General features: G+C 45.5%; 12 protein-coding genes and 2 pseudogenes. 2 read left to right on the plus strand and 12 right to left on the minus strand.

From position 1 onward, the window contains the following. The first annotated feature begins 2 nt into the window (after positions 1-2). Complete coding sequence (locus tag BQ9893_RS21985; protein WP_244155048.1) at positions 3-746, plus strand: TonB-dependent receptor plug domain-containing protein; 744 nt, start codon at positions 3-5, stop codon at positions 744-746. Further along, a complete protein-coding gene (locus BQ9893_RS21990; protein WP_075964789.1) occupies positions 747-1,637 on the plus strand; it encodes a TonB-dependent receptor domain-containing protein in 891 nt (296 codons plus the stop codon). Between the two features lie 2 nt (positions 1,638-1,639). On the opposite strand, the gene BQ9893_RS03705 is transcribed toward BQ9893_RS21990, so the two are convergent. The 12 genes and pseudogenes from BQ9893_RS03705 to BQ9893_RS03755 all read right to left on the minus strand — a co-directional run bounded on the left by BQ9893_RS03705 (position 1,640) and on the right by BQ9893_RS03755 (position 18,807). Then, the gene (locus BQ9893_RS03705) at positions 1,640-2,545 is read right to left on the minus strand and encodes a glycyl-radical enzyme activating protein (RefSeq protein WP_075964790.1); all 906 of its coding nucleotides are present in this window, start codon (positions 2,543-2,545) and stop codon (positions 1,640-1,642) included. A 35-nt stretch (positions 2,546-2,580) separates the two neighbouring features. Further along, on the minus strand, positions 2,581-5,019 hold the full coding sequence (gene hypD, locus BQ9893_RS03710) for a trans-4-hydroxy-L-proline dehydratase (protein ID WP_075964791.1): 2,439 nt from the start codon (positions 5,017-5,019) through the stop codon (positions 2,581-2,583). Positions 5,020-5,056: 37 nt separating this feature from the next. Beyond that, positions 5,057-6,427, minus strand: coding sequence for a sigma-54-dependent transcriptional regulator (locus BQ9893_RS03715; RefSeq protein WP_075964792.1), 1,371 nt, complete (start codon positions 6,425-6,427; stop codon positions 5,057-5,059). Between the two features lie 90 nt (positions 6,428-6,517). Beyond that, a pseudogene (locus BQ9893_RS03720) lies at positions 6,518-7,695 on the minus strand (DUF418 domain-containing protein). 344 nt (positions 7,696-8,039) lie between these two features. Beyond that, positions 8,040-10,520, minus strand: coding sequence for an ATP-binding response regulator (locus BQ9893_RS03725; RefSeq protein ID WP_075964793.1), 2,481 nt, complete (start codon positions 10,518-10,520; stop codon positions 8,040-8,042). Continuing rightward, positions 10,520-12,238: a phosphoethanolamine transferase family protein gene (locus BQ9893_RS03730; protein ID WP_075965393.1), complete on the minus strand. Its 1,719-nt coding sequence runs from the start codon at positions 12,236-12,238 to the stop codon at positions 10,520-10,522. The genes BQ9893_RS03725 and BQ9893_RS03730 overlap by 1 nt, the downstream gene beginning before the upstream one ends. Before the next feature lie 157 nt (positions 12,239-12,395). Beyond that, positions 12,396-14,795: an ABC transporter permease gene (locus tag BQ9893_RS03735; RefSeq protein ID WP_081415358.1), complete on the minus strand. Its 2,400-nt coding sequence runs from the start codon at positions 14,793-14,795 to the stop codon at positions 12,396-12,398. Then, positions 14,788-15,963 (minus strand): TIGR04150 pseudo-rSAM protein, encoded by a 1,176-nt coding sequence (locus BQ9893_RS03740; protein WP_075964794.1) that lies wholly within the window; start codon positions 15,961-15,963, stop codon positions 14,788-14,790. The genes BQ9893_RS03735 and BQ9893_RS03740 overlap by 8 nt, the downstream gene beginning before the upstream one ends. Before the next feature lie 14 nt (positions 15,964-15,977). Further along, the gene (locus BQ9893_RS03745) at positions 15,978-17,411 is read right to left on the minus strand and encodes a radical SAM peptide maturase (protein ID WP_075964795.1); all 1,434 of its coding nucleotides are present in this window, start codon (positions 17,409-17,411) and stop codon (positions 15,978-15,980) included. Positions 17,412-17,609: 198 nt separating this feature from the next. Continuing rightward, positions 17,610-17,774, minus strand: a complete 165-nt coding sequence (locus BQ9893_RS03750) for a TIGR04149 family rSAM-modified RiPP (protein WP_167369840.1) — start codon at positions 17,772-17,774, stop codon at positions 17,610-17,612. A 119-nt stretch (positions 17,775-17,893) separates the two neighbouring features. After that, positions 17,894-18,195: pseudogene (locus tag BQ9893_RS21995) on the minus strand (restriction endonuclease subunit M); the annotation flags it as partial. Between the two features lie 21 nt (positions 18,196-18,216). Beyond that, positions 18,217-18,807, minus strand: coding sequence for a DUF6088 family protein (locus tag BQ9893_RS03755; protein WP_075964797.1), 591 nt, complete (start codon positions 18,805-18,807; stop codon positions 18,217-18,219). Between the last annotated feature and the right edge of the window lie 35 nt (positions 18,808-18,842).

Raw genomic sequence — 18,842 nt, forward strand, 5'->3', positions numbered from 1 at the left:
AAATGAACAAAATAGCATTTCTTTTAATGTGTATCGGATGCGTTACTTCCGCTACCGCGCAACGCAGCATCACGGATACGACATTTACCGTCAGCAACGTGGAGATCGTCGCAAACAAAAAACAAGCTCTGCAAGACAAGCCGGTCGAACTTTTAGGCATGGACGTTCCCTTGAAATTCCTGCCGATCACAGTGACCCGCCTGGATTCCAAAACAATGGAACGCAAGCATATCACGAATATGGAAGATGCCGTACGTTTCCTTCCGGGCGTCGTCATGAGTTCGAATCAGCTCGGCGCTTTCCAACGGTACAGCGTGCGTGGAACGACAGACGCCGTCTTCGCTTTCGACGGCATTCGTGACGACCGTACTCTGTTGAATACCGTTCCTTTCGGCGACCTTTCGTCCGTCGAGTCCATCGAAGTAATCAAAGGGCCTGCCTCCGTCCTGAGCGGCTATTCCGTCATGGGAGGCGTAATCAACATCATACGGAAAAAGGCATCAGCCGAATTTACAGCTAATGCAAGCGTCAGCTACGGTAGCTGGGACCAGAAGGAAGCGACCGTCGGGATGGAAGTCACCAAGAAAGGGTATCTCGAAGCAAACGTTTCGTTCAACGACGACCACTACACGACCGACATCGGCGGCGCTCCGGTCATGCCAGGCGATATGTTTGCCACGGCAACCGGACAGCCTTTTGCCGCCAGTGGCGAACGGAACCCGATGGCGGACTACGAAACCGTATAGATGCTTCCGGTCCGGAATCCGCACTACGTACGCGATTGGTGGGACAGCAAAGTGTCGGCAACATCCATCAGCCGTTATCAGACCAATGGTTTCTACCTGCCAATACCGGATGTATCCGTTTATGCGTCAGCTGCTTCTTTCTTCAAGCCGAACAACACGACCTACAATGCCGGGTTCATCTACCTCGACAAGAACGGAAACGAGTTCAACCCCGATAAATCGGACGGCGAAGTTTTCAAACCAGAGAAAGGTTACCAACTCGAACTCGGGGCACGTTACGAACTGAACCGCATGCTGGAACTGAACGGTAGCGTGTTCTACATCCGCAAACACAATGTCGTAAAGACCATCGGCAACAAAACGATCGAGAACAACGGGGCGGTAGAAGAAAAGAGCGTTCGAGCACAAGTAGGCCGTGAAGTTTCGAAAGGATTCGACCTGGACCTGACGTTCCGCCCCGTTTCCACCTTGGAGATCGTAGGCGGCCTGGGCTGGTCGGACAGACGGACGATTGCCAGCAACCTCGACTGGATTCCGGAAGATGCCGACTGGGTTACATATAACGAAGACGGATCGATCAACCTCCGTGCAACCAATGTTCCCCGCGCAACGTTCTACACATACGCCGACTATACGATTCCCAAAGGCGTATTGAAAAACCTTTCTTTCCACCTGAGCGGAACATTCACCGACCGTATCTACAGCGATATCAAAAACGACGTGTATGAACCGGCGCGTTATATTATCGATGCCGGTATCTTCTACACGGTCAATCAGCAAGTCACATTGGCCTTCAACGCATACAACCTGCTCAACAAGAAATATTTCGAATACACGACCCGACTGGCCAAGCCATTCCATTTCATGGCTACGGTTTCCTATCGGCTCTGAGACTATCCCCCGATAGCCGTTTCGATCCCGTAACCGGCGAATATCTCCCGGCAACGTTCGATCGTTTCGTCCGAAGGGGTAGCGAATGCATAGTGATCCGGATTGTAGGCCGTGCCCAATTTTTCATGCTTGCCTTTGCCAATGTCATGATAGGGAAGCAGGTTTACAGTCCGGTGCTTCCATGGCAACGAGGCCAGGAAAGCGGCACTGCGTGTTATATTTTCTTCATCGGCATTCACACCTTCGATAAGCGGGATACGAAGATAAAAATCGTGTCCCGTTTCTGCAACCATCCGAAGATTGGACAGGATCAATTCGTTCGGGACACCGCAATATTCCTTGTGCTTGTCCGAATCCATCAGCTTCAAGTCGACAAGGAGAAGTTCGCAATTGTCCATCACGCCGCGTACGATCTCCGGCCGGGCGAAAAGCGTCGTATCGACAGCCCGGTGGATTCCCCGTTCCCCGCAACGGCACAACAAATCCAGTAGCGGTTCGGGATGCAACAACGGCTCTCCCCCGCAAAACGTCACGCCTCCCTCCGAACGGTCCATGAAAACGGTCTCCTTCTCAATCTCCATCATCAAGGCATCGGCCGAATACTCCGTACCGGATATCTCCATCGCCAAAGCCGGACACACCTCTCCACAGGTCCCGCACAGGAAACAACGCGCCCTGTCCGTCACGATCCCCTCCGGCGTGAATGTCAACGCCTTCTCAGGACAAGCCTCGACACACGTCCGGCAACCGATGCATTTCTTTTTCGTGTAGAGTTTTTGCTTCCGGCTGGAGATTCCCTCCGGATTATGGCACCATACGCACGACAGGGGGCAACCTTTCATAAAGATCGTGATCCGGATACCCGGTCCGTCGTTGATGGCGTATCGTTTTATATCAAATATCAGCATATTTTGTCAATTGTCAATCATCAATTGCCAATCCTTTAAAACGTTTCCTGTTCCGTCCGCATGATCACGTCTGCCTGCAGATCGACATTCATATCGTTGAAATAATCGCTGTAACCGGCTACGCGGACCAGAAGGTCGCGATAATCTTCCGGGCATTTCTGGGCGGCATAAAGCGTCTCCGTATCGACGATATTGAACTGGATGTGATGTCCGCCCAAGGCAAAATAGCTACGGATCAGCGAAGCCAACTTGGAGATATCCTCCTCACGCTTCAGCAGGCTCGGCAGGAAACGCTGGTTCAGCAACGTCCCGCCGCTCTTCACCTGGTCAAGCTTGCCGAGAGACTTGATAACGGCAGACGGCCCGTGCGTATCGGCTCCATGAGACGGAGACGTGCCGTCCGAGATGGCACGTCCGGCCAAGCGTCCGTTAGGAGTCGCCCCCATCACCTTGCCGAAATACACATGGCAAGTGGTAGACAGCATATTCAGATGGAAACATTCGCCTTTCGTGTTCGGTTTTCCTTCGATCGTATCATACAGATCATCGAACATCTTCACGGCAATACTGTCGGCATATTCGTCGTCGTTCCCGAAGAACGGCGTGCGGTTCAGGATCGTCTGGCGCATCGCCTCGGCTCCCTCGAAATTATCCGCCATCGCTTTCAGCAGTTCGCCCATCGACCAGCGCTTGTCTTCGAATATATGTTTTTTCAGCGTCGCCAGGCTGTCGGTAACCGTACCGAGCCCCGTACACTGGATATAGGTCGTATTATAGCGCGGGCCGCAGTTATAGTAATCCCGTCCTTTCGCTATGCAATCGTCGATGAAGAGAGACAGGAAGGTGGCCGGTGCATATTTGGCAAACATACGGTCGATATAATTGCTGACACGCACCTTCATATCCACGAAATAACGGAGTTGCTTCATGAAAGCGGCATACAGTTCGCCATAGCTGCCGAAGCTGCGCGGATCGCCCGTTTCCAGTCCCACCTTACGTCCGGAAACCGGATCGACACCGTTGTTGAGCGTCACCTCCAAAATCTTCGGCACATTCAGGTAACCGGTCAGCACGTACGCCTCCTTGCCGAACGCCCCGACCTCTATGCAGCCGCTGCAACCGCCTTCACGCGCATCCTGCAAGGATTTTCCCTGGCGCATCAACTCCTGGATATACACATCCGGATTGAAAACAGACGGATAGCCATGCCCCTGGCGGATCACCTTGCAGCCAGCACGCAGGAAACGTTCCGGCGTACGGGCACTGATATGGATGGCACTGCCGGGCTGCAGGATATGCAGTTCTTCGATTGTTTCGAGCATGATATAGGACACTTCGCTCACCCCGTCGCTGCCATCGGCTTTCACACCGCCGATATTCAGGTTCGTAAAGTCGTTGTACGTGCCGCTTTCCTTAGCCGTGATGCCTACTTTGGGAGGAGCCGTGTGGTTATTCACCTTGATGAAGAAGCACGACATCAACTCCTTTGCCTCGTCACGTGTCAACGTGCCGTCGGCAATCCCTTTTTCGTAGAAAGGAGCCAGATGCTGGTCGAAATGGCCGGGATTCATCGCATCCCAACCGTTCAGCTCGGTGATCGTCCCTAAGTGGACGAACCAATACATCTGGATCGCTTCCCAATAGTCGCGGGGAGCATAGGCCGGAACCCGGCGGCAAACTTCGGCGATACGGTGCAGCTCGGCCACCCGTTTCGGGTCTTTCTCCGTCAGCGACATTTCGTCGGCGAGGTCCGCATGCCGTTCGGCAAACAGGATGGCGGCATCGCACGAGATGGACATGGCTGTCAGTTCCTCCTGCTTGTCGGTCGCTTCGGGGTCGTTCATGAAATCGAGCCCGTCCAGCTCTTTCCGGATACGTTCCTTCAAATCCAGCAACCCGTACTTATAGACCTTCCCGTCCAAAGCAGTATGTCCCGGTGCGCGTTGTTCCATAAATTCGGTGAACATGCCCACCTCGTAGGCCTCCTTCCACTCCTGAGGCACATGGTTGAAGATGCGTTCTCGCTGCGTGCGTCCTTTCCAATAGGGGATCACTTCGCGTTCGTAGGTGTCGATGTCTTCCCGGCTGATCGTATAACGCTGCAATTCGCGCGTGTTCAGGACATGCAGGTCCTCCACACTATGGCAGGTCAGTTCCGGGAAGGTCGGCACACATTTCGGTTTCGGCCCGCGTTCGCCCACGATCAGCTCGTCCTTGCCGATATAGATCGTCTTCTGCTTGCATATCTCATAAAAATTCATGGCCCGGAGAATCGGGATCGGGTATTTTCCGTAGTTTTCCTTGTAGAAACGAGTTTCTATCAAAGCGCGTTCGATAGACAGGGAGGGCTCGGCATCAAACGTCTCTTGGCGAAGACGTTTGATCCGATCATTCATTCCATAGGCATTTGCCTCTACTGCGGGGGCAAAATTGGATGCACTGTGCGGTGCACGTTGAGCTGTGATTGTAGTCATAATATATTAATATAAAAGGTTATTTCTCTATTCTTCATTAAATCCGGTCAATCCCATACGCCTTCAACTTGTTGTAAAGCGTTTTGCGGTCGATTCCCAGCAACTGGGCTGCCCTGGTCTTATTGTTGCCGGCTTCTTGCAGGGCGCGTCTGATCATTTCGCATTCGTGCGATTCGTTTTTCAGTTGAATATTGACTGGAGCGGAAACCGGGGCGGCAGTCAGTTCTTCCGGAAGCTCGTTGCGGGTAATATAGCGACCGGTCGCCAACAAGGTGGCATACTTGATCGCGTTCTTCATCTGCCGCAAGTTGCCCGGCCAGGAATAAGACTGGAAAATCCGGATCACTTCATTATCAAAACCGATAATATCTTTCTGCAATTCCATATTGGCCTGGTCCAGGAAGTTGTTGGCAAACAGCAAAAGATCCTCTTTCCGCTCTTTCAGGTCGGGGATGCGGACCGTGAACTCGTTGATACGATGATATAAATCTTCACGAAAATCACCCTTGTCGATCGCAGCACGCAGGTTCTCGTTTGTCGCGGAGACAAGACGGACGTTGATCGCTATCTCCTGATTGCTGCCGATCGGTTTCACCTTCCGCTCCTGCAAGGCACGAAGTAGCTGCACCTGCACTTCATAAGACAAATTGCCTATCTCGTCCAAAAAGATCGTACCGCCTTGGGCAGCGACAAAAGCGCCTTCCTTATTATCGATGGCCCCGGTGAACGACCCCTTCACATGCCCGAAAAATTCGGATGCGGCCAAGTCTTTCGGGATAGCTCCGCAGTCTACCGCAATAAAAGGAGCTTTCTTGCGGTTGCTCTGTTCGTGAATGCGACGGGCGACATACTCTTTCCCCGTACCGCTCGAACCGGTAATCAGAACAGACATATCTGTCGGAGCGACCAGACGCACATGCTCGTAGAGCTGGCGGGCAGCCTGGCTCTGTCCCTCCACATAGCGGCCGGGCGTTCCTCCCGACGGTTCGGGACGTTTGGCAGGACGTGCAGGGCGTTCCGGCTCGGTTGCAGAAGCTGCCCCGCCTGTTTCCGTCTTTATCACATCCTTGATTTTACCTAAAAGCTCTTCCGGGTTCAACGGTTTGGCGATATAATCAGACGCCCCCGATTTGATTGCCTGTACGGCGGTTTGTATCTCCGCATAGCTGGTCATCATAATCAAGGGAATTGCAAAATTGTTTTCTTTTATCCATTTCAACAGATCGATTCCATCTCCGTCCGGCAAACGCAAATCAGACAGGATCAAATCGAAAGAGGCATTCTCTATCCGGTTTCGAGCATCCGAAACCGACGATACCGAACTGACCTCGAAACCTTTCTTTCCAAGCCAAGTTTTCAGCATCAAAGAGAATGTTATATCATCTTCTAAAATCAGAATAGACGGCATATCGTTCTTTTTTGTTTCTTATGCAAAGATAAAGAAGAATTGACAATGGACAATTGGCAACGGGCAATTAAATACAGCTCGTCGCATTTGTCAATTGCAAAAAGCCCACGTCGCCTTGCGCCATGCCCCCTCGAACGGGCCTTGCTTGAATTTCTTCAGCCACCAATGGCAGAAGCCCAACTGAAGGACGAACAACAAGACACCGACACCGAAGCTGGCCGTCGTCCCTAAAACATTATAAAGCGACAAACCGTAGCCGAAATAAATGAACGAGCCGATAATGGACTGTGTCAAATAGTTTGTCAAACTCATCTTTCCATACGGAACCAAACCGTGCAGCACCTTATGGGCCGCAACCTGTTGCCACAGGAAAACGAAGCAGGCCACCAACACGCACATGAAAGAGAAATTGCGGAAAGAGGAGACAACCGTGTTCATCGGAGTCAACATCGCCTTATTGGAGATCAGGCTCGGAAGAGAAGCCGCAATGAAATACAAGGGGACAAAACAGACCGCACCTATAATCAGCGTCCGCATCCAGAAAACACGATGTTCGGACAGGTTGACAAACAGCCGTCTGCGCCCGATCAGCATGCCCAACAGGAACAAAGAGGCCGTCTGGAAGAAACGTCCGTACCCCCACGCCCACAACAGGCTGAACAACTGGCCGTCCCAAAGGTTAGACTTGACCATCGCCCAGAAATCCGGCTGCGAAAGGAATGGATACATGCGTTGGCTGTGAATATACCATCCGCTGGTTGCCGGCACATAGCCGGGATTCATCAGCGCATAGAAAAACTTGCCGAGTTCGAGCGGCTGGAGCATCAGGATAATAGCAGCAATGAGAACTGCCCGGTCACTCCATTTGCAGGCCAACACGAGCACCACGCCGATTATGGAGTAAAGCACCAGTATGTCGCCGGGGAAAAACGCCCCGTTGAAACAGCCGATAATGAACAGGAGAAAAAGCCGCCACAGGAAACGCAGGCGGAAATCTTTACCCTTCTTTGCCTGGTTGTCATATTGGATGAAAAACTGAACCCGAACAGCAGGGAGAAAATCGCGTATGCTTTCCCGGAAAAAAGGAAGAACAAGGTATCCCATACCCCTTTATCCATCGCCTGCATAAACGCCGAAGAAGCGGCAGGGAAGTCATAAAGGTTGAAATGTTCGATATTGTGCAGTAAGATTATAGCCATAACGGCAAAACCGCGTAATGCATCCACCACCTCGATACGAGGCGACTTAGCCAAAAGTCCGTGCTCCATTGGTAATGATTTATGATTTATGATTGACCATTTTACGAAGAGCAAAAATAGGGAAAAAGAAGTCATATAAAACAAAAAAGCACCCTTTTCGGTGCTTTTTTTGTTTGCAGACTTAAAATAGATACTCGAACATAGTAATTTTAAAACGGTTTTTTAATGTAGAAACGTCCACTTCCGCTTCTTGACATAGAAGAAGCGAATATCGTGCCAAACTCGACCCGGCACATGCTTCATTTTTCGTAAACTCTTCTAATATAACAGATAAGTCATACAGAATGTTTCATAAAGGCTGAATATCGTTTCATCACGAATGGGGAATTCGTAGACCACGGTGGGGAATTTTTCTACAGATACCGTTCCACAGCCTGCCCCACGATAACACCCGCCTGGCGGATCACCTCGGATAAAAGCCGTTTCCAGCCGTCGTCTGTCAACGCTTCGTCGTTCTTCTCAAGGATTCTCAGCTGGGCCACCAGGTCGGAAGCGCCCAACATGGTGAAAAGGGGGATCAGCTTATGGGAGATTTTGGCAGCCGGACCACGTTCGGTCTTCTCCAAGGCTTGTCGCAACAACGAAATGCTCTTGTTCGTCTCCTCGGCAAAGGTCCGGATAATGGATGCGGAGGCTTCTTTGTCTTCGCCGGCAAAAGCGGTGAGCGAATCGAAATTGAATTCGGGCGACACCTCGGTTTGTATATCGGCCTGCAGCAGGCTATTCAACAAGGTGATCAGCTGCTTAGCCGTGAAAGGTTTGTTCAAGAACCCGGTGAACCCGGCTTCCAGATAGTGGGTATGCTCGTTTTCCACACTGGCCGAGAGCGCGATGACGGGGACGGCCTGCGTTCCGGGGACACCCGACGAACGAATAGCGTCGAGCAGGCCGTAGCCATCCATGCCCGGCATCTGTATGTCGGTTATGATCGCATCGAAAGAGCGGTTACGCAGAATATCGACCACGGCAAACGGGTTCGAACAACTGGCGACCTCCACATGGTTCCGTTTCAGAAACTCTTCCGTCAGCGCCAGTTGAAGCGGATCGTCGTCGACCAGCAAGCAATAGATTTCGCGCCCACCGAAACTGCCGGTCTCCGTTTCGTCCTCTTCGACAGACGGGGCGGACGGCAATGCCTGCACTTCCGATTCCTGCAACGGCAGGACGATCGTAAAATCGCTGCCTTTTCCCGGAACGCTCTTCAACGACAACGTCCCTCCCATCAGCTCGATCAGCTTGCGGGTGATGGAAAGCCCGAGGCCGAAACCTTCTTCCTTTTCGGTTTCCGACAGGCGGGCGAACTCGCCGAAAATCTTCTCCTGCTCCTCTTCCGGAATTCCGATGCCGGAGTCGGAGACGGTAACGGACAATTGAGAATCGACTATTGACAATTTGACTATCAGGACGATGCGGCCTTCGTGCGTAAACTTGATGGCGTTGGACAGGAGATTGCCGACCACCTGGCGGAGGCGTATCGGATCGCCGGAATAGATACGGTCCATCCCCTCCTCTTTCATGTTCAAGACAAAAGCCAGTCCCTTCGCCTCGGCCATCGGGCGGAAACTCCCGTATATTTCGTTAAAGAGCGTACGCACGCTGAAAGGCACGTTCTGTATCTCCATCTGCCCCGACTCCAAGCGGTGAAAATCGAGCAAACCGTTCACCAGCGAAAGGATATGGTCTGCCGATCCGGTCATGTTCTCCAGATAATAGCGCTGCCTTTCGTCCGGACGACGGCGCATCAGCAGTTCGATATAGCCGATTATGGACGAAAGCGGCGCCCGGATATCATGGCTGATCGTCAGCATCAGCTTCTCCCGCCTGTGGAGCAGGTCTTCGGCATATTGCTTGGCTTTCTCCAATTGCTGCCGGTAATATTGGCTCTTGGAGATATCGCGCGTGATCAGGATGATAAAGACTACCACGATAATCAGCGACAAGACGGCGACGGCGGCAATAAGATAGGAGGTTTCGCGCAGCACCTCTTGCTTCTTCACGACACGCTCCATCGACGCGTTCATCTCTTCTTCTTCTATGTCGCGCAACATCTGGTTGATCCGGCTTGTGATGATGCTGTTGTTGTAGCGCAGGTTGGCGGCGCGTTCCAGAAGCCGGTCGACAAGTTGCTTACGCTGGTCGGCCACACTGTCCTGCAAGTTTTTCAGGACCGTCACGATCGTATCCGCCGGGTTAAAGGTGTTCACCAGCGTGTCGGTCACGATCTGCCGGGTCGTGTTCACGACAACGACCGAATCTGTTTTGGGCGGAGAAAAGGCATCGGCAAGGCGACGGAAAAAACCGCGCTGCTTACGTGCCTGGGGTGTCTTTACGGAATCTTGGTGCACGATCACGCGTTCCTGTATCTCGACCTGCCGGACCATCGTATCCTGCCGGGCGATCACCTTCTCGATGTTTTGCGTGTAGAGCTGCTCGGAATTCGCCTCGCGCCAGGTTTCCAACAGGCGGCGCGTGTTCCGGCGCTTTTGTTCGATCAGCATGTCGATCGTGTCGATCTTGGGATACAACGCGGGATTCGAGACCAGCGTACGCAGAGAATCCATGTTCTGCAGTGCCTTGTTCAGCGTACGGTTGAAATGGTTGATCTCTCCTTGCGGACGCCCTATCACTTGCCCGAGCGCTTCGCTTTCGTACAACAGCGACAAGGTATTGGTCACGAGGTAGACCTTCTCGCGCGATTTATGGTCCGGGTCGTCTTCGACGGCAAACTGTTCGATGATGTTATAGATGTAAACGACCGAACACACAGCCATCAGGATCAGCAACAAGTATCCCACGATGACTTTACTTGCGATATGCCCGTTTTGCGTGCTCATCAGTCTTTCTTATAGGCCATTTTCCATTTGTCCAGCATAATGAAATCGGCTTTCTTCAAGCCTACTTTCCAGAAAGGGACCGGCTCGTCGTGGTCTCCGAGAAACATACGGTCGCGCACGGCAAAAGCGGGGTTGGTCAGTGCCAGCGTGGAGTCGGACACCGAAGTCCGTACACCGGCAATGTCCAATACCGTATGGAACACGCTGTTCGTGCTGACCGGGTAAGCGCCGTGAGACACCGCCGTCCGGTATTTTTCCGGGAAAACCTCCCGGTAATCGTCCGAAAACCAGATGATGTACGGGATATGGAGCTGATAGTAAGTCGGGATCGGCGAAGCATGCAGGTAACGGGCACGCGCATCATCGAAAATATCCTCTCCGTGGTCGCTCAGATAAAGCATCGCCGAGCAGGACTGTTTCTTTTTCAGCATGTCGACGATTTCTCCCAAGACATAATCCGTGTAACGGATCGAATTGTCATAAGCATTGCGCAGTTCTTTCTTATAAGACTGGCGGATGCCCTCGGCCTTGTCCGGCGTGTAGATCCGGAACTCGGCCGGATAACGCTCGTGATAGTTGAAATGCGACCCGTAGGTGTGGAGGACGACAAACATGTCATCGTCCGATTTGTCCAGCTCCTTTTCCAGATAGGGCAAAAGGGCGGCATCGTGCAACGAGGTCAGATAGGATCCGGTGTTGAACGTGCTCATGTCGATAAACGTATCGGCCTCCCGGTAGAAAGCTCCGATCATCGAAGTGGTCAATTTCTGGTTGGCGATGACGAGCGTGCGGAAACCGGCTTCCTTGAAAGCGGTGACAATGCTTTTCTCGTCGTAAATCACGCCATAGTTTTCCGCACTGGCGGCAGACAGGATGATCGGGACGCTCTTGTGCGTGTTGTTGGATTGCGTCACGACATCCGTAAAATGGACCATGCCGTCGAGCTCTTTCATCCGCGGAGTCGTATTGCGTTCATACCCGTACAGGCTCCATTCCATAGCTCGCGAGGTCTCTCCCACCACAAGCACGTAAATCTCCCGTTTGCCATCCGCTCGTTCCGTCCGGACCGAATTGAACTTGAAATCGGCGGATGAAACGGAATAGTTGGCATTCTTGTTCGATTTGGTAATCGCAAAATAGAGGTTATAAAGCGCATTGACCGGATAGACGTCGTTCTTGAGCGAGAAACTGTGCTTTTGCAAAGAGGGCAGAAAACAGAGCAACACACCCACCACGAAAAGCCCCAAGCTCCTGAACGCCCATTTCTTACGGAAAACGGCGCTCAACTTGTCTTCCATGCGGACCGAACGCATAGCCAGCCACAAGGTCGGAAGCGTATAAAAGAGAAAGACGCAAATGATGACGAGAAAAATGTTTCCTAACAATTCGCTCGCCTCGGAAGCGTTCGAACTTGTCAGGTTCAGGAACATGTCTACCGCTATCACCGACTCGCCAAAAAGGTACAACAAGACCAACTGCCCTCCGTCCAATATGATCTTCGGCAACAGGCACCAGACCACCACTCCGGGTTTGCGTGCCAGCAGCAAGATTCCCATCCAAAACGCCAAAGGCATGATGATGGAGGCAAGTCCGACCGAAACGGGAAGAGGCTCCGTGAACAGAAAAACACAGTTCGGGATGATGAAAAGCAAGCCGAACAAGAAATATAAGTGTTCCTGTGAAGATATCCAACGCAAAATATTAGTAAAGTATCTCATCGATTTCACCTAAAGATGCATCCTAACTGCTGCACCTTTTTCGTTACATTTTTGATAAAAAACATTATGACTGGCAAAAATAGAAGTAATCTTCCACATGCAGACATATCCGACACACAAAAAAAGTTATCAAAGAGAGAATCTTTGCTATTCTAAATTATTCGTTTTTTACAACTTTGGCCAGATTTCCGTTAGCAGCTTTTAAAACTTGCCCAAACACAGTAAAAAGCACAATCAAAATAATACCTCCCAATATTGCCGCCAATAGCCACAACGGAATATTTATATGGTAAGCATATCTTTGAAGCCAATGTGCCATGACATAATAAGCCAGTGGCAATGCAATAAAACCTGCCACAAGGATAAGTATCGTATATTCGCGAAAAAACAAATTGATAATATCTTTAGTCCCGGCTCCGGCAATTTTACGAATAGCGATCTCTTTGCGGCGACGTTGGGTCGCAGTCGTAGCTACAGCATAAATGCCGAATAGAGATATTAAAAGACTAACAATTGCCAATATGGAAAACAATTTCAAACCAACCTGCTCAGAATAATTCAAATGATCATATAGTTCATTGAGCAGCATCAAGCGATTATCTGTCAAACAGACATCTACACTCGGCAAAATTGAATTTATCTGTTGAATAACCTCTTGCTCTTGACCTGAAACAACACGAATATACCAAATATCCTCCATGCCCGGACGCAAAATACTTGGATAAATAGGGCTTCGGAAAGATAACGAGTGGAAGTTTCTTACTACGCCGATTACTTCATATTCCTCCATCGGAGCCAATCCATCGCTACTGATAAAAAAAGGGCTTATACGTACAACTGTTCCTATCGGATGCTCATTAAGTCCCATCACCCGGACTGCTTCTTCATTGAGAACGATCTTCTTATTTTCGTTTTTTCCCCACCATCGGCCTTTCAACAATTCCAAATCAAACGTTTCTGCAAATTTGTCTCCAACAGGGATCCATTGAAAAACAGACTTGTCCAAATCATCTTTACCAGGCCATTCAACCTCGCTTGTCATTAAATCTGATCGAACATTTTGTCCAGGTTCAAACGAGGTCGTAGAAATATTCACAACTTGCGGTATTGCTTCGAGTTTTTGTGTCAATGCGGCTTTATTATTCGCAAGTTTAGCATTTGCACTGTACAACTGGATAATCCCATCAGGATCAAACCCCAAATCTTTTTGGGAAATAAAACGCATTTGCATCATTATCACTGAAACAGCAACAATAAACACTATACTTACAGCGAATTGCAACGATATGGCAATTCGCTGCAATTCACTTTTCCGGCTTGTTTTTTTCATTGACAAATTTTTCATTATCAAACGATTCAAATTCAATAAAGGAATAAGATTGGCAACAAAAAGACATAATAGCGTAATCAAACTGCACAAAACAGAAAAACGTAACAAAAGCGGTATATCCATCACGATACCCAACAGATTGGCTAACAAAGGAGAAACAAGGGAAATGAAACATCCTCCCAACAGTAGTGCGACTAATGCAATACAGGTTTGTTCAAACATCATCTGCAAAATAATTTGAAAATTTGTTGCTCCATATACCATACGTTGGCGAAATTCATGAACACGTTGCAAGAATAGCCCAAGATACAAATTCAGAAAATTAAACAACGCGCTTAACATCAATAAAATTCCAGCCACTACTAATAATTGTATGAAATTAAACGTGAAAGGCAAATTGGTATTTAAATGATGACGAACCTCTTTTATCGGCAATATATTCAATTCGATATTGGGGTTCACGTTTATTTGCGAAGTAAAGTCACGAAGTTGTATGGCCAATCCGTCTATATCCGTATGTGAATGGATTTTTACATACAAATTGTTGTTAAAATAGCTCCATTGTTCCGCTTCCGGCATTATCATCGATGCGTCTTGCAAGGCTGGATAGTTGAGAAGTGCATCAAATGGCAAATTGGTGTTCAAAGGCGGATCCTTGACTACCGCAGTCACTGTGCAGGATCCAAAAATACGGGAAAGCGAATTTTCCAATTTTTGCCCGATAGCTTTTTCCACACTGCCGAACAAACGCGTGGCTATAGTTTCCGTCAAAACCATATTTCCGGCAACTTGCAATGCTTGCTGCATATCACCGATAACACACTCTTGCGGAAAAACTCGAAAAAAAGCCGTATCGGCACAGATTGTATTCAATTGAGTGTAATAGGTCTTTTCGATATTGTTATAATCCAACCGTTCACAGATGAAATCTGTGGAGGACTCTATCACCGGAAACTGCTTGAGTAATTTCTTTCCTAAAATACCCGGTACTCGTTCGTTTATTTTTCCGGATTGCTTTTCCACTGAATAAATGCGGCATATCTGATCTGCATCGGGATAAAAACCATCGTATGTGGTTTCATAATACATCCAATAAAGAGCCGGGACAAAGCATAACAAAGCAAATGCGAGTCCAAAAACAGCTGTAAATGACTGTATCTTAAACCTATTAAGGTTCCGAAAGGTAATTTTGAAATATTGTTTGACAATATACATTTGATTATTCATATTTTTTCGAATTAGGTTTCACATGACATAGATTAGAATATCCGATAGCTATTTCATATTTGGATGGAGAAGGACAATACCATTGATATATACATGTATCACATGGAGATTGATCACGAATTCGAAACCAAGATAAACCTTCTTCTATTTCTTTTTGTACTAAATCATAAATACTATTCATATATATATTACCCAACTTCGGATGATCCATATTCGCATAAACATCACCATTGGACATAATATTGATTTTACCAAAATCATAAGCATTCATCGATTGGCGAATATAAAAATCTTTTATTGAAATAGATGCAGACAAAATATCTTCCTTAGAAAGATATATATGTTTTTTAAAAAAGAGAATATTATCTCCTGTATATATTGGATTTAATTGAAATTTTTCAATTTTATACTTTTCAGTTAACAACTCAACTTTCAAGCAATCTTCTTCAGAAGATACATCAAAAATGTATTCCACATCTAAAGAATGATTATATAAAATATCTATCGATTTATTCCATTCATTAATTTCTATTGGTAAATGAACAGATACTTTAAACTTAAAATTGTTCAAATCAATTCGCAAATGAGTTAAATTTTTATATGAACAAATAATATATTTATTAGAAGAATGATTCACTAAAAAAAACAACAGATCTTCATGATTTAATATGTCATTCCAATCTCCAACCACATTAAAAACCACTATATTAGGTATTGATCTTAAAATCGGTATTAACAGTCTATCACTAATGTTCGAATCCACATGAATACTTATCTCTGATAAATTCTCTAATACATTCTTATTATCTGACAAATAGATATTTTTAGGATTAACACCTTTAGTTATAAAATCATAATAAGGCAATAACTGTATTGGTTTTCCATTCGACAAACCAACTTCTATAATATCTCCCATAAATTTTTCTCGAAGTTGAAAAATAAATTGCCTAATATCCAAATGATTATATCTTTCATATGACAAGAATAGCACACCGCAATTTTCTTTTTGAAGTGTCTCACGCATTAATTCTACTACTTCCAATTTATTTGATTCCACAATTTGTTTATCTAAAGTGTTATACAATACCACTTCTTTATCTGAAAATCCGACAAACACATATGGTTCAATTGCAAACCAGTAGTTATTGATTTTTTCTTCTAATTCCATATATCAAATTATTATTAATTTAAATTTTCTATAATAGAAAAAAATTCATTCGGATATTTTTCTAAAAAAGAAAAGTATTCATATAGAGTTTTCTCAAAATTTTCTTGATCTTGAAAATAATCACAATTCAAATCCTCTGAATCCAATTTATCCATATTGACAAAGTGAAATATGCAGGAACCACAAAATTTATAACAATAACAACGCTCACAAATATCCAATGCATGTTCAAAATAATAGTTATATCTTTGTGCTATTTCCTGAAAGTCAATTTCAACATTATCGTTTACTTTCCCTAACGAATATCTAAAATTTATCTTTTCACATGGCAGTAGTTTATTCTTAACAGTTAAAAATATTTTAAGAGAAAACGGCAAACAAGTTCCTGTTGGTAGATATTTTTCTTTCTTATTGTAGAGACTTATTTTATTCAATACATAGTAATTTATATTGTAATACTTTACAAAATTCACTAATTCATGAAAAAAAGATGTTTCATACTGTGTTTTTTGTATTTTGTTCAAACATTCATTTTGATATATTGTTTCACTTTCTCTTTTACTCTGAAACATTCTATCCAAAACGTCTTTTTTATCAGGTTTACAATCAGCCATATTTAATTCTATAATAGCAGGTATTTTATTATATCGCGAATAAATAAACTCATAAATATTTTTTACAGAGTTTCTATCATGTAAAACCGATATAAAATTCACGTATTTATCGAAATATTTTACACATTTTTCTTGTATTAAATCGATATTCCGAATTACAGTATCAAAAGAATTTTTTTCTCCTTTACCAAAAATTCGATAAGCATGATTGTTTTTATCCCCATCCAAACTAATTGTTAAATAGATTTTGTTTGCCACTAAAAAATCCAAATGCTTATATATTAATGTAGCATTTGTTGTCATCGAATACTCTATATCTAATATCTTATTTGTATTTAATTGACTTACAACATCTATAATCTGTTGTATAAAATTCATGTTCAGTAAAGGTTCGCCTCCATAGAAACCAATCATCAGCTTATTTTTACAGCTCTTAGCTTTTAAATTAAATACATACTTAAGAAGTTTTATAGCATTCTCAATATACAAATTATTATATTCCCTTTTATCTGTTACCTGAAACATCTTTCCATAACCGCAGTATACACAGTTTAAATTACATGAATCCGTAACTTCAAATACGATTTGCGTAGTTTGTATAATACTATCTAAAACGTCTATTTCACTCACTTTCTTAAATTGTGGAACTACGGTTTCTGTAAAAAAACCTTTCTTTTTCAAATAAGCATACTTTTTCAAATAATAAGGATCAACATCTCGAAACTGTTCATATACTTTTTTAATTTCAGGGTGTATCAACAATGATAATCTTGATCGATCATCATATATATAATAATTGTTGTTGACTGTCGAATGAATAAGCGTTTGTATCATAATCGTATCGTTTAGTTACCTTTTAAACTATCATTTGATAATGCATAAAAACTCATCTATGAGTTTATTTGAGATAAAAAAATATCCGAAAACCCTCTTTACGAGACTCAAAAACTCACGAATAAAAGTCTCAATAAAAAACGAGTTTTCGGATACCTTAAATTAAGAGTAAACTTTCTGAATTCTCTGAATAAAACATTATTTACTCACCGGAACTGCTTTACACCAATATTCACTGGCTCCGCCACCTCCCATGCAGCTACACTTGGAGGCACCACCTTTTAAGCCATTCATAGCACGCTTTTCTAACTCATTCTCACTAAAACGAGTCAATTTGATTTTGTCCAAAATCTTTTTTTCCATAAATACACCCTCCATTGATTATGCATTGATACTGGTACAAATATAAGCATATCAAGGAAATAAAACACACAATTTTTGTTTATATTCCACAATAAACACTATATTTTATAGGCTTCTTACGCTATATCAAGCCATTCACCGCTTGTCTCCATGTTTTCGCTGACTACACATACTTTCGGTCTAGCATGCCTATGCGTTGATTCTATTCTATCGGAAGCCCGATTGTTGTATCATAACGACTGACTAGATATGGGGCTTCACCGCAGGAAATTTCCATTCTTATCGTCTAAACGTATGACTTCCAAGTCTTGTTATCTGGAAAAGAAATTTTGTTTGGACCGGCCATCCATGTATGCCGAGTATCGTCAACAGTGTTGAATACATCTTTTCGTCTGAACCAAGCTTCGTCTACAAGATTATTTTAACATGAGCTTAGTAAAATTCATAATGCAAGTCTTTGTTTAATCCATTGCGGAGCAATGCTGTAATCGTATTTGATTTCATCGGGACTGCCATATTTTTCAATGGCTTGTTTTATGATTGCGACCTGTTCATCTGTCACGTTATCTTTCCCTAATTCTTTCATGGCAGCGGCTATAAGTGGAAACAAGTCCGTCTTATAAGCAAAATTGCGGGGTACACTACGCTTGAAGATGATTTTACGATTCCCGATAGTAAGTTCCCTTGCTGCGGCATCTGTTAAATAGACCGCATTCATCGTAACCTGTGTAGAAAGTCCTAATTTGTTCAACGCAGTCAATCCACTGGGTATAATACGAGCCTTATCCTTTTCTGCTATAGCGTATGCTATATCTTCAATAGACGGGCGAAGCACACCATACTTATTTCGTAAAGGATATAAATAAAGGCCTTGCGAAAGGCGTATGAGCATACCTTCCTTTTCTAGTCGGGAAAGGGCACGGGTAACCAACCCGTCATTATTGAGATGGGCAAAATCACTTACCATATAAAGCCTGTTCGGCCCGTTTCGGTCTATGATATTTCGTATCTCCTTTGTTAGTATTGTCTTCATATCCGCAATGATTCCATTTGCAAAGATACCATATT

This window comes from Parabacteroides massiliensis, from assembly GCF_900155425.1.
In the GTDB taxonomy this organism is placed as follows: Bacteria; Bacteroidota; Bacteroidia; order Bacteroidales; family Tannerellaceae; genus Parabacteroides; species Parabacteroides massiliensis.